Genomic DNA, 13,005 nt, shown 5'->3' on the forward strand with positions numbered 1-13,005 from the left:
GAATGAAGTACAAGCTTAGTTCAGGATCAAAAGAGTGTTACGCCAGCGGTTTTAATGGCTTCATCTATTATTTATAAAAATATTCGCCACAAGGAATACCATGCAGATTCGAAAAGGATTAAATACCGACCTCGCACGTCTTGAATGCTGTGACTTTTCATTCACTGTCAGTCACGTTGCGCGGGAGCCTTTTATACATTGTGATTTGCATATCGACGCTGTCGCCGTGCCTTATCGTAAAACGTATGAGCTCGATATGCAGACCCTTGAAAATCATTGCGTTAATCCGGATGCCATATTTCTTGTGGCCGAAACAGATGAGGGAGAAATTGCCGGTTTTATCACCGCGTCAATGAGCTGGAATAAATTTATCGCCGTTGACTATATTGCCGTTGAGCGCACGAAACGCAGAGCTGGCGCGGCGCAAAAATTGATGGCGGCCGCACACGTGTGGGCGCGTAGCGTCAACGCGGCTGGATTAAGGCTTGAAACCCAGAATGTGAATGTTTCTGCCTGCCTGTTCTACCGTCATTATGGCTTTACGTTAGGCGGATACGATCGTTTCCTCTACAACGCATTACCGGAAAAAGACGAAATCGCCCTGTTCTGGTATTACATGCTGATCTGACCCTGGCTCTAACGGATATTGGCGGACGAAAGCGATTAGTCTGAAAATTATCCACCCGGCGCGCAAGGGAATGTGCGTCAGAATATGACTCACCTGCCTCCCTTCATTTTTCTGTCACTTACTTTCAATACGCTTACATGATTTTGACAATGACGTTAAGGAAAGAAGAGTGAATTCAATGGCTAAGGCATTACTGCTGGCATTACCTGTTTTGAGCGCGACCGCCACGGCAGCCGACCACGAAATCTGTGAGCCGAAAGCGTATGAGATGGCGCTGCGCTATCAACAGAAATCGGCAGAAATCATGGCACTTCAGCTGCAGACCTACCGTTTCGCCACCGAGCGTTTTAACGAAAAAATAAAAGGGCTGACTACGCCAGAGAACTATGCCGTTGTGATGGATCTTGATGAAACGGTGCTGGATAACACCCCGTTACTGGCGCGTGATGCCGAACAGTGCCACGACTACACGAAATGGGACACCTGGAGTGACTGGGAAAAGCAGGGAAAACCGGGATTGATTCCTGGCGCGAAGGCGTTTCTTGATCGCGTGAATCACAGCAAGGTCCGTATTTATTATGTATCTGACCGGATGCAGGAAAACAAAGCAGATACGCTCAATACGTTAAAATCCCTTGGCTTACCGCAGGTTTCAGAGGATAGCGTTCTGCTCGATACGGTCAGTAAAGAAGCCCGCCGCCAGAGCATCCTGAAGAAACAGCAGATAATCATGCTCTTCGGTGACAGCCTGCCTGATTTCGCCGCGCAATTTAAAAACAAAAAGCCGAGCGAAGCGCAGCGTGAACTCGTTGAGGCCAGCGCCGATCGCTTTGGCAGTGACTGGATTGTGCTGCCCAATGCCGCGTATGGCTCGTGGTCAAAAGCCACGCTTGAAGGCTGGAAAGCCCCGCTGAAGCAATAACGTCTGGCCTGCCGGGTGGCACATTGCTGCCACCCGACATTTGACCCGACCTATCCATCCCGTTTATAGGTCCTATCATTATCAGGCGGGTTCATATAATTTTACGGAGAAGTAAGATGAGCTCTTTCTGAAGGAGACCCTTATGCTGACCGTAAAAAAACTTGCCCTGACAACGCTGATTTCCAGTTCGTTATTGTTCTACCCTGCGCTTCAGGCTTCGGCAGAAACGCCCCAGCACGTGGTTAAACAGCCTGCCGGGGGGTACAGTGTGCAGGTTGGCGATATTATGGTGACCTCGTTTACCGACGGTACCGTGGCGCAAGACCTGCACAAATTACTTCGTCGGACGACCCCGCAGAATACCGATGCGTTGCTCGCACAAAATTTCCAGACCAACCCGGTAGAGGTGTCCATTAACGCTTTTCTGATTGCTCTGCCCGGCCACAAGATTCTGGTGGATACCGGCTCAGGCCAGCTTTTTGGCCCCGGTAACGGCGGGCGGCTGATTGAGAGTCTGGCAACGCAGGGGATCGCGCCGCAGGACATCACCGAGATTTTACTGACCCATGCACATTCCGACCATGCCGGTGGCCTGGTTAAAGATGGCAAGGCGGTGTTTACCAATGCGCGCGTTTTTGTCGGCAAACCTGACATCGACTTTTTCTTTAACAACGATAATCAGAAAAAAACCGGCTACGACCAGAACTACTTCGATGTCGCGCAGAAAACCTTAAAACCGTATCGTGATGCCGGCAAGGTGGTTCCTTTTTCCGGAACCTCGCAGCTTCTGCCCGGGATAACCGGCACGGTTCACCCGGGCCATACGCCTGGATCAGCCTTCTATACGCTGGAAAGTAAAGGCGAGAAAATCACCTTTGTCGGCGATATTATCCACGTCGCGGCGGTACAGTTCCCGCAGCCCGCCGTGACCATCGCCTACGACCAGGATCAGGACGGTGCGGCACGTGTCCGCCAGGATGCTTTTGCTGATTTTGTGAAAAACAGAGACCTTGTCGCAGCCCCCCACCTGCCGTTCCCGGGTATCGGTTACGTCACGAAAGGCGAGCACGGCGGTTACGCCTGGGTGCCCGTCACCTACACCAATCGCGACAGCCACAGCGCAAAGTAAAACGGATAACACGATGACGCCCGTTGCTGAGATGGATATCGACCTGATCCTGACGCTGGATGCATTGCTCCAGGATCAGAACATCACCCATGCGGCCGCGCGGCTCGGCATCAGCCAGCCCGCGATGTCCGCCCGTCTGGCGCGCCTGCGTTCGCTCTTTGGCGAACCGTTGTTTATCCCTTCCCCACATGGACGTGGGGTGTTGCCCACGCCCAGAGCGGAAGCGCTGCGACCGCAGGTCATGACCGTATTGCGGGGCATTAACGCGATGTTTGCTCCCACCACCTTTGATGCGCAAACCAGCCAGCGGACATTTGTGATTGCCCTGCATGAAAATCCGGCCCTGATGCTGGGTGCCGAACTGCTTAATCAGTTCCGGGCCCATGCCCCGGGGATCCGCTTGCGATTCGCGCTGCCAGAAATGGCAACCCTGCCACAGCAGCTGGAAAAGGGTGATGTGGATGCCTATATCGGTGTGAGCGCCGGCGCGCACGACGGCTGGGTCAGACGCAAACTTTTCGATGACCAGTTTGCAACAGCCCAGCGAAAAGGCCACCCCCGCGGTGTCGGGCCACTGGATCTGGAGCACTATTGCGCGCTCTCTCATCTGGTGGTCTCTTCAGAGGGTGACCCGTTTACCGGCTTTGTGGATCAAACCCTGGGCGGACTGGGGTATCAGCGCAACGTGGTGATGTCCACGCAGAGCTACGCCATGGCACCTCCACTTGTCGCCAGCACGGACCTGCTCTGCACCTTACCGGAACGTATGCTGCAACGCTTTGCCTCGACGCTGGATATCTTTCCCCCGCCGCTGCCGCTGCAGCCGATTACCATCAGCATGTACTGGCACCCGAAAAACAGTCAGGATCCGGCAAGCCTCTGGCTGCGCGAGCAACTGCTGCTGGCCGCGGGACGTCAGATGTGATCGAGGGTGTGCAGAAATTTCTTTAACACCTCTGAGCGAATGATCCGGTGGCACACCAGCTTCAGCTCGCTTTCCCTGAGCCTGTCAATGATGTCGACGTACACGACATTCTCCACGCTGACTGCCCTGGCCGAGGCCGGCAATAGCGCCATGCCAAACCCCGCAGAGACCAGGCTGATGACAGTAGGTACGTCGGTGGCGTTTTGTACCACCTCAGGCTGGAAACCTGCGCCGTAACAAACGTCATAGAAGTACTGTTCGAGGCCCATTCCCTCCGGGTCGCGCAGGGAGATCCATTTTTCATCTTTCACCGAGGCGAGCGTAACCGCGGACGATTTCGCCAGAGGGTGCTGTGAAGAGAGCGCCAGCACCGTTTTCTCGGACGTAAACGGGCGGCTTTGCAGGTCGTCAGGCAGAGACGGCAGCGGCGCCCGGATGATGGCCACATCCAGCTGGTTGGTTTGCACGGCGGTATAGAGCGTCTGCACATTCCCCGTCATTAGCGACATGGTTATGGCAGGCCACCGACTGTGCATCTGGCGCAGCGCGGCAGGCAGCCTGGTGTCAAACATGGCGCTCGATACGCACCCGAGATTCAATACCCCTTGCTCCCCCCTCGCCGTTTGCCTGGCGTCCAGCACCGCCTGTTCCGTCAGGGCGATGGCCAGCCTGGCTTTCTCCAGGAAAGCTTCACCGGCCGGCGTCAGGGTTAAACGGCGGTTCGCCCGGCTAAAGAGCGTAACGCCTAACCGTTCCTCTAACGTTTTAATCTGCTGACTCAGCGCGGGTTGTGCCATGTTCAGGCGCTCCGCAGCCCGGTGCATGTGAAGCTCTTCCGCAACGACAATGAAATTACGCATCTGACGAAATTGCATAACGCTTCCCCGGATTTTTGATAACAAATTTATTATCAAAATAGCAGTAATGATGCAATTGATGCTATGGGCTATTGCCATAAAAATGGTGGCATGCAAACACGGGAGGAAAAAAATGGAAAGCCCAGTCAACGATCTCAGAAGTGCCATCGCGTTACTGCAACGCCACGAAGGACAGTATATTGAAACGGATCATCCGGTCGATCCCAACGCGGAGCTGGCGGGTGTTTATCGACACATTGGTGCGGGCGGCACGGTGAAACGCCCTACCCGAACGGGCCCGGCCATGATGTTCAATAACGTTAAAGGTTATCCGGATTCGCGTATCCTGGTGGGCATGCACGCCAGCCGGGAAAGAGCGGCACTCCTTCTGGGATGTGAACCCTCGACGCTCGCGCAGCAGGTCGGTCAGGCCGTGAAAAACCCGATCGCGCCGGTTGTTGTCCCGGCATCGCAGGCCCCTTGCCAGGAGCAGGTATTCTACGCTGACGATCCTGATTTTGATCTGCGTAAACTGCTTCCGGCCCCGACAAATACGCCGATTGATGCTGGCCCGTTCTTCTGTCTGGGTCTGGTACTGGCAAGCGATCCGGAAGACAGTTCGCTGACTGACGTCACGATTCACCGTCTCTGCATTCAGGAGCGCGATGAGCTTTCCATGTTCCTGGCCGCGGGGCGCCACATTGAGGTCTTTCGTAAAAAGGCTGAAGCAGCCGGAAAACCGCTGCCGGTGACGATCAACATGGGGCTCGACCCGGCGATTTATATCGGCGCCTGCTTTGAAGCGCCCACGACACCGTTTGGTTATAACGAACTGGGCGTTGCCGGGGCGCTGCGTCAGAAACCGGTCGAACTGGTGCAGGGCGTGGCGGTAAAAGAGAAAGCGATCGCGCGGGCTGAAATCATTATCGAAGGCGAACTGCTGCCAGGGGTGCGCGTTAGAGAAGATCAGCACACCAACAGTGGCCATGCGATGCCGGAATTTCCGGGCTACTGCGGCGAGGCAAACTCTTCTTTGCCCGTCATCAAAGTGAAAGCCGTCACCCTCCGTCACCAGGCAATCCTGCAAACGCTGGTGGGGCCAGGTGAAGAGCACACCACGCTCGCTGGCCTGCCAACGGAGGCCAGCATCCGCAATGCCGTTGAAGAGGCCATTCCGGGCTTCCTGCAAAATGTCTATGCGCATACCGCGGGCGGCGGTAAGTTCCTCGGCATTCTGCAGGTGAAAAAACGCCAGCCATCCGATGAAGGACGTCAGGGACAGGCGGCGCTTATCGCACTCGCGACCTATTCCGAACTGAAAAACATCATTCTTGTCGACGAAGACGTGGATATTTTCGACAGCGACGACATCCTGTGGGCGATGACCACCCGCATGCAGGGAGATGTCAGCATCACCACTATTCCAGGGATCCGCGGCCACCAGCTCGATCCGTCGCAGTCGCCGGATTACAGCACGTCGATTCGCGGAAACGGCATTTCCTGTAAGACCATCTTCGACTGCACGGTACCGTGGGCGCTGAAGGACCGCTTCGAACGCGCGCCGTTTATGGAGGTTGACCCACGTCCGTGGGCACCAGATTTGTTTGACGCAAAACACGACTAGCACTTCCGCGATACAGAAGAGCGTATGGCTTTCGGGTCATACGCTCTTCTGTTTTTCATCGCAGGCAAAAAGGGAAATTGCCGCTTCCCCTGCTTTCTTGTACCCTTTCGTCGTTAACCCCAACCCCACAAGAACTGAGACATCCGGACGCTTATGACTGCACACCTTTCTAAAGACCCTTTACATGGCGTAACGCTGGAGATGCAGGTCAATGCCCTGGTTGCACGATATGGCTGGAGTGAGTTGGGCGATCGAATCAAAATTAACTGTTTCAGAAAAGACCCAAGCGTTAAATCGAGCCTGAAATTTCTGCGCCGCACGCCCTGGGCTCGCGCAGAAGTTGAAGCCCTGTATCTTGATTCCCTGAATGATGAGGGGATCGCAGAACCGGACGAACCCGCCTTTAACCCCTGGGCTAACAGTCGGATAACCAAGAGCTAAAACGCAAATGACGCGACATGTAAAACGGATTGGTGTGCTGACTGCCTGTGCACTTTTACTTGTTAGTTGCTCCTCAAAACCACCAAAATCACTGGTAACGCCTCTCCCGACCGCGAGCAAACCGACCCAGCAGGCTAACGAGCCGATGCGTGGGATCTGGCTGGCAACCGTCTCACGCCTGGACTGGCCCCCGGTGGCCTCAGTGAATGGTCGCGATGCGCAAGACCGTATCGCGATGCAAAAACAGGCCCTGACGAACAAGCTCGACAAGCTTAAGCACCTCGGTATCAATACCGTATTTTTCCAGGTCAAACCGGACAGCACGGCGCTCTGGTCGTCTAAAATTCTGCCGTGGTCAGATATGCTCACCGGCAATATCGGCGAGTACCCGGGCTACGATCCGCTGCAGTTTATGCTCGATGAAGCGCATAAGCGCGGTATGAAAGTCCATGCCTGGTTCAACCCTTACCGCGTTTCAACCAATACCAAACCGTCGACCATTGCCGCGCTGAACCGCACGTCGTCATTGCACCCTTCCAGCGTTTATGTCCAGCACCCGGAATGGATTCGTATTGCCGGCGATCGTTTTGTGCTCGACCCCGGCATTCCGCAAGTGCGTGACTGGATAACGCAGGTGGTCACCGAAGTGGTTGCGCACTATCCCATTGATGGCGTGCAGTTTGACGACTATTTCTATACCGAATCACCGGGATCTGCGCTCAATGACGCGCAGACTTTCAGACAATACGGTCAGGGATTTGCCTCTAAAGCCGACTGGCGCCGCCACAATACGCAGCAGCTGATTGTGCAGGTTTCCCGGGCCATTAAGCAGACTAAACCTGGCGTGGAGTTTGGTGTCAGCCCGGCTGGCGTATGGCGTAACCGCTCATTCGACCCGGCAGGCTCAGACACGCGCGGTGCCGCAGCCTACGATGAATCCTATGCCGACACGCGTCAGTGGGTGCAGCAGGGCCTGCTGGACTATATCGCGCCACAAATTTACTGGCCTTTCTCCCGGGATGCGGCGCGCTATGACGTGCTGACGAAATGGTGGGCAGAGGTGGTGAAACCGACGCATACCCGCCTGTATATCGGCATTGCGTTCTACAAGGTAGGTGAACCGTCGAAAAATGAGCCGGACTGGACGGTTCAGGGCGGCGTGCCGGAGCTGAAAAAACAGCTCGATCTCAACGATTCACTGCCCAACGTGAATGGCACGATCCTGTTCCGCGAAGATTATCTTAACCAGCCGCAGACGCAGGAAGCCGTCAGCTACCTGCGCGGACGCTGGGGTAGCTGACCGGTCAATATCAGGCAGAAACCCCCTGTTTCTGCCTGTTWTTTACTACGGCTTCGGCCCAAACATCGCCTCAAGCTGTTTCTCATCCGGCATGCCGACCACCTGCTGAAGCTCATTATCGGCATTCAGATAATAAATGGCGGGCGTAGCGTTTGCGCCCAGGTTGTCCATTAACGTCTGGTGTTTTTGCAGTATGTCGACGGTTTCACGGGATGCAGTGCCCTGCGGTTTTGGCAATTTTTTCCCGCCAGAAAGCTCGTAATCACGCCATGCCGAAACGGGATCTTTCGCATTCAGGATAGCGGAGGCATTACGCCCACTGTTGGGGTTGAGAAACGCTACCAGCAGCGTATTAAGCTGCACCTTGCCCGCCTTCACCCACGGCTGCGCCTCGGACCAGAATTGCTTGCAGTACGGGCAGAACGGATCGGCGAAGACGAAGACTTTGCGCGGAGCGTTATCCGCCCCCTCTTTCAGGGGATGCGCCGCGTTCAGTTGCTTCCACATTTCGCGTCCCATCGGGGCGTAGATCTCTTTCTGGAAATAGCCTTCGCTCAGGTTTTTTCCTTTTTCATCGTACAGATAGCCAGAAATTACGTGCTTGCCGTCAGGGGTTAAAAACAGCGTAACGCCCATATCCTGATACTGCCCCAGCCAGGCCGGCGCGCCCCCTGGCGCATCAATTTTCTTAATGATTTTGATATTCTGCTGCTCGCTGAAGAGCTTCACCACATCCGGTATCGCTTCAGCGGCCTGCGCCAGCCCTGACGTTGCCAGCACCGACAGTAACAGTAATTTTTTCATTTTCCGCTCCGGGATTATTGGGGGCGAACCGCCCCCTTCACGTTAACGATTTTTCAGTGCGTCACTGACCATTTCATCGAACTGTTCAAAAGGAACCCAGCCCGGGAGTAACCCTTCGCCAATCAGCGTGGCCGGTGTTCCCTGGATACCCATCTTTTCGGCGATGATCAGGCTGCGTTTGATCGTCACCAGGCTCTCATCATCAGGCGTTGTGACGTTCACCCCGGCCCGTTTTTGCGCCTCCTGAATGCTGGCGTCATCGTGATATCCCTTTTTGGCCATCAGGGTATGGTTAAATTTCATAAATTGCTCAGGATGCGCGCGCCAGACGGTTAAGGCATCGCGTGCTGAGGTCAGTGAACTTTCCGACCGGAAAGGCAAGAACTTAAATACCACCGCCACATCCGGGTGTTTTTCGACGATCTTTTCCAGGTAAGGATCGAATTTCTTGCAGTACGGGCAGTTGTAATCCGTAAAGACCACCAGGGTGAGCTTCGGATCCTTAGCGCCAATGCGCGGCGAGTCCGGGTCGTTAAACAGAAAGTCATAAACCATCTTCTGCGCACGCTGCTCCTGTTCCGGCGTCATGGTCTGCGCCGCCATCACCTGCGCTGAGGTCAACAGTAGCAGAAGCGTAATAAGGATTCTTTTCATAATACATTTAGCCTTTAGCGTTGTTCAGGGTGGCAATAAGCGTGTCTTTATCCAGCAGCGGCGAAAGCATCTCCCCCTCAGGGAATCCCGGGCCGTACACCTCATTAAACGGGATGGCGTAACGGTTGCGCTTTTCAAGGAATTCGGCGATAAACGCTGACGGCTTACTCCAGTCGCCACGCAGAGCCACCACGTCCGGCTGGCTAAGCGCGGCAATAACGTCAGGCTGATTCAATACCCGATGCTCATTTACCTTGCAGGTAACACACCAGTCCGCGGAGATATCCACGAAGACCCGTTTGCCCTGCGCAAGGGCACCCTGAATAGCGTCTTCACTTAGCGGTTGCCACGGGATTGCCTGAGCGACGCTTGCGGTGTTTGTTACAGGCGGTGAGGTAAGCAACCCGCGCAGCTGGTACCCGCCAAAGGCTGACAGCGCGATCACCACGCACCAGAACAGCGGCGAGGTTTTCTGCCCGGTCATCGCAAGCAGTGCGATAGCGACGACGATAAGCACTAACATCACGCTCTGGCTCACCGCCTCACCCAGATGCGGGCTAAGCAACGTCACCAGCCACAGGCTGGAAGCCAGCATCATCAGGCCAAGAATAATCTTCAGGCCGTTCATCCAGCGACCGGGTTTTGGCAGCAGCATGGCGGTTTTTGGAACCAGCGCAACGAACAACCACGGCAAACTCATCCCCACGCCAAGCATCAGGAAGATAAGCCACAGGGAATGCAGCGGTGCGCCAAGGGCAAAGGCCACCGCCGTGCCGAGGAACGGCGCAGAACATGGTGTGGCCAGCAGCGTGGCAAATATCCCCTCGCAGAAACTGCCGGCAAGCCCCGTTCCCCCTGCCGTTGCCAGCCGTCCTGCGGCGGCAGAAGGCAGCAGCATCTCAAACGCGCCGAACAGATTGAGTGCAAAGAGGAAAGTTACCGCGACCATCAGGCCAATAAACCACGGATTCTGGAACTGAATACCCCAGCCCAGCGAGGCACCGGTCAGCTTAAGCGCGGTTACCATTGCGGCCAGCAGCATAAAGGAGACCAGGATCCCGGCACTGGTTGCCAGAAAACGGAGCCTGATCATCCGCTTGTCTGAGCCCGCATGGAGCACGCTGTTGAGCTTCATGCCCATCACCGGCAGCACGCAAGGCATCAGGTTCAGGATCAAGCCGCCCAGTAGCGCAAAGAGCACCATTTTGCCGGTTCCCTCAGACACGCCCGCCGCTGACAGTTCCGCGGGCGTTGCCCCGACGGTCATCACGGTTTGCTGCGCTTTATCGCCATTGGTGAGCACAAACGACAGCGCTTTTCCCTGCAGTGAAGTGGGTTTATCTCCCCACTCATCGGTCACGGGCACCGTTACCCGAAGCTGATTGCCGTCGGCTTTGAGGGTCGGTTCACCGGGAAGAATGTCGCCCTCCAGCGGGTCAAAATAGATCCCTGGCTTGTCCCATTGCCCTTGTGTGGTTCCCGTAATGATCAGCTTGTCGTCTGATAACCAGGCTGACAGGTCTGCGGACACGCCAGATGTCGCGGGAATGGCCTGCATCGCGCGTTCAAACGCGTGGCTGAATCCCTCATCCGCCGGCTGGTTAAAATCAAGGTGCAGCTTATAGTCCGTCAGCAGACAGACATTACTGCACGTGGAAAGGGTAAGCGTCCCGTCGAGCGCGTCCCCCGCCGCACCGTCGAGGGTGATGGGGATGATGACCTTATCGTGATAGCCCTGGGTGGTCATCCCGGAGATATCAAAGCGCGAAGGCACCGGCCAGTGCCAGTCATCCTTTACGCCAGCCGGCCAGGTGATTTTCGGGGCTACGCCGCCCTCACCGGGTGAACGCCAGTAGGTTTTCCAGCCTGGCTGCAGCTCAACGGTGAGCAGCGCGAGGATGCGGTTTTGCTCCCTTTCCGCCTGAACGCGGATCCGGGCATGATCGTTTTGCGGGGAAACCAGCCAGCCTGTATCCGCCGCATGGACAATGCCAATGCAGGACAGCCACAGGAAGACGAATCCCCTGAAGAGGTTAAACATGTTTTACTCCGTGAATAGTGAAAATTATCGTGTGGTGACGATGCTTTTCATTCACGGAAAACGCAGTTTTTGAGGTGTATTCGGGGAGGCGGTGCCTGAACGGGCTGTTCTCTCGGAACGCATGCCCGCCCTTGCGTAAACAACTGAAGTAGCGCGAAGAAGATGATAATCGCCGGTAGCGCACCATCAAAGAACAGCGGCTGAGCACAAAGCAGCGAGTGTGCGCCTAACTGACACGGCGATGGCCCGGACGGCTCAGCGTCGCTGGTTTGAGCCGGGGCATCAGCAATCAGGGTCGTTTGCGGATCCAGTCCCTGCAAAAAATGGTTGAGATAAACCGCACGCTGCACCAGGCAAATAGCCATCGCCAGACATGTGATTATCAAAAGCCATTTTCCCAGAAGCTGACGGTTGCGCATAACGTTCCAAATTTACCAGACGCCCCGATCATAAACGATAGTGATGAATCTACAAGTCCTGACAATGTAAGGTTTTGTCTGTCGGCGTTAGTCACCGGTCAGCGCATCATAGACGTCCCGCAGTCGCGTGCGCAGGAAAAGCACCGCCTTGTGCTTACGCGATAACAGCGCCTGCTCGCTGGCCCCGGTTTCCTCTGCCAGCATTTTAATGCTGTAGCCCTGGAGCTCCGTTTTTTCAAAAACCTCGCGCTGAGGCGGCGGAAGTTCAGACAGCGCCTGACCCAGTTCTTCCCACAGCAGCGTTTTAAGGTACTCCTCCTCCGGCGTATGCGGGACACCGAACAGGGTTTCCGCCAGTTCATCTTCGGGGAAGTCCTCATCATCCCCGGTAAAATATCCTGAAAGAGAGACCTCACGTTTTTTTCGCGCCCGGTCGGTCATTTCATTACGCGCCGCGCGAAACAGCCAGGCGGCGACGTTTTCGACCGGCTGCTCCACTTTCATCAGCTGATAGGTGACTTCCTGCAAAATATCGTCGGCATCATCGCGCACGGACGTTCGTCCTCGGATAAAGGCTTTCAGTCGGGCGCGGCAGGCATTAAGCGCCGACATCAGCAATGACTCTCCCGCCAGCCCGGCTTTCATCTCGCTCACTCTGCTTCCGGCGTTTTTGGCGCGCTGTCGTCGCGTTTATCTTCGCGATGACCGTGCCAGCCGCAATGCCCGCGACCATGGCGACCAAAGCCTTCGCGACGCTGCTGAATAAACGCCTCACGCTGTTCGGGGGTCATGTTCATCCAGCGTTCGTGCATACGACGGTGCGCGCCGAACATCCCCGGGCGGAAACCCAGCCCGCCGAACAGGATCCGGCTTAATACCAGAATTCCCAGCGCCTGCCAGAAACCGATGGCTTTCACGCCAAGAATGGCCGGGAGTAAGGCATTCCACAGGGTCATGACCACCAGTCCAAGCACAAGGACGATTACCGCGCCTATCACCAGCCCTTTACCCATACGGTGGCGGCCAAACCCGCGTCCGTGCCCTCTTCCGTGCATATCGAAATCTCTCATGGTGTTTACCTCATTTACAGTGATTGAGTATGGCTTGTGATGAGGTAGACGGATGAGGTAGGGAAATATTGCTGGGGAGAATATAAAATTTTTTGTGCTTACGGATTTTAACGCATATCGCTCACGACGGGTGGGCGCTATGCGTCGCCTCCCGACACATCATCTCGTACGAAACATTCGTTTAACTAATG

The 13,005-nt window shown here is 55.5% G+C and carries 14 protein-coding genes; 7 read left to right on the top strand and 7 right to left on the bottom strand.

Annotation, left to right across the window (positions count from 1 at the left end):
* The first annotated feature begins 100 nt into the window (after positions 1-100).
* The 4 genes from JTA15_RS06720 to JTA15_RS06735 all read left to right on the top strand — a co-directional run bounded on the left by JTA15_RS06720 (position 101) and on the right by JTA15_RS06735 (position 3,604).
* Entirely contained in the window at positions 101-628 is a 528-nt protein-coding gene (locus tag JTA15_RS06720; RefSeq protein ID WP_020884118.1) for a GNAT family N-acetyltransferase, read from the top strand.
* A 178-nt stretch (positions 629-806) separates the two neighbouring features.
* Positions 807-1,550 carry a 5'-nucleotidase, lipoprotein e(P4) family gene (locus JTA15_RS06725; RefSeq protein ID WP_370629323.1) on the top strand — a complete coding sequence of 248 codons (744 nt, stop codon included), beginning with the start codon at positions 807-809 and terminating at the stop codon, positions 1,548-1,550.
* Positions 1,551-1,692: 142 nt separating this feature from the next.
* Positions 1,693-2,679, top strand: a complete 987-nt coding sequence (locus JTA15_RS06730) for an MBL fold metallo-hydrolase (protein WP_219373020.1) — start codon at positions 1,693-1,695, stop codon at positions 2,677-2,679.
* A gap of 13 nt (positions 2,680-2,692) precedes the next feature.
* Complete coding sequence (locus JTA15_RS06735) at positions 2,693-3,604, top strand: LysR family transcriptional regulator (protein WP_063214438.1); 912 nt, start codon at positions 2,693-2,695, stop codon at positions 3,602-3,604.
* On the opposite strand, the gene JTA15_RS06740 is transcribed toward JTA15_RS06735, so the two are convergent.
* Entirely contained in the window at positions 3,595-4,479 is an 885-nt protein-coding gene (locus JTA15_RS06740) for a LysR substrate-binding domain-containing protein (RefSeq protein WP_219373021.1), read from the bottom strand. The two genes, JTA15_RS06735 and JTA15_RS06740, sit on opposite strands and share 10 nt — an antisense overlap.
* A gap of 115 nt (positions 4,480-4,594) precedes the next feature.
* On the opposite strand from JTA15_RS06740, the gene JTA15_RS06745 reads away from it, so the two are divergent.
* The 3 genes from JTA15_RS06745 (at position 4,595) to JTA15_RS06755 (ending at position 7,826) form a co-directional block, all read left to right on the top strand.
* Positions 4,595-6,085 carry a UbiD family decarboxylase gene (locus JTA15_RS06745; protein ID WP_219373022.1) on the top strand — a complete coding sequence of 497 codons (1,491 nt, stop codon included), beginning with the start codon at positions 4,595-4,597 and terminating at the stop codon, positions 6,083-6,085.
* 153 nt (positions 6,086-6,238) lie between these two features.
* On the top strand, positions 6,239-6,526 hold the full coding sequence (locus tag JTA15_RS06750; protein ID WP_014170105.1) for a VF530 family DNA-binding protein: 288 nt from the start codon (positions 6,239-6,241) through the stop codon (positions 6,524-6,526).
* 7 nt (positions 6,527-6,533) lie between these two features.
* Positions 6,534-7,826: a glycoside hydrolase family 10 protein gene (locus tag JTA15_RS06755; RefSeq protein ID WP_219373023.1), complete on the top strand. Its 1,293-nt coding sequence runs from the start codon at positions 6,534-6,536 to the stop codon at positions 7,824-7,826.
* A gap of 45 nt (positions 7,827-7,871) precedes the next feature.
* Here JTA15_RS06755 and dsbG read toward each other — a convergent pair whose 3' ends face one another.
* From dsbG to JTA15_RS06785, 6 genes are all read right to left on the bottom strand, one after another.
* The gene (dsbG, locus tag JTA15_RS06760) at positions 7,872-8,630 is read right to left on the bottom strand and encodes a thiol:disulfide interchange protein DsbG (RefSeq protein ID WP_032678179.1); all 759 of its coding nucleotides are present in this window, start codon (positions 8,628-8,630) and stop codon (positions 7,872-7,874) included.
* Positions 8,631-8,672: 42 nt separating this feature from the next.
* Positions 8,673-9,284: a DsbA family protein gene (locus tag JTA15_RS06765; protein ID WP_020884110.1), complete on the bottom strand. Its 612-nt coding sequence runs from the start codon at positions 9,282-9,284 to the stop codon at positions 8,673-8,675.
* Positions 9,285-9,291: 7 nt separating this feature from the next.
* The gene (locus JTA15_RS06770; protein ID WP_219373024.1) at positions 9,292-11,325 is read right to left on the bottom strand and encodes a protein-disulfide reductase DsbD; all 2,034 of its coding nucleotides are present in this window, start codon (positions 11,323-11,325) and stop codon (positions 9,292-9,294) included.
* Positions 11,326-11,372: 47 nt separating this feature from the next.
* Entirely contained in the window at positions 11,373-11,744 is a 372-nt protein-coding gene (locus tag JTA15_RS06775) for a hypothetical protein (protein ID WP_040017533.1), read from the bottom strand.
* Positions 11,745-11,831: 87 nt separating this feature from the next.
* Positions 11,832-12,389: an RNA polymerase sigma factor gene (locus JTA15_RS06780; RefSeq protein ID WP_219373236.1), complete on the bottom strand. Its 558-nt coding sequence runs from the start codon at positions 12,387-12,389 to the stop codon at positions 11,832-11,834.
* Between the two features lie 5 nt (positions 12,390-12,394).
* Positions 12,395-12,814 (bottom strand): hypothetical protein, encoded by a 420-nt coding sequence (locus JTA15_RS06785; protein ID WP_014170113.1) that lies wholly within the window; start codon positions 12,812-12,814, stop codon positions 12,395-12,397.
* Positions 12,815-13,005 lie beyond the last annotated feature (191 nt).

The sequence above is a fragment of the Enterobacter sp. BIDMC 29 genome, assembly GCF_019378755.1.
Classification (GTDB): Bacteria; Pseudomonadota; Gammaproteobacteria; order Enterobacterales; family Enterobacteriaceae; genus Enterobacter; species Enterobacter ludwigii.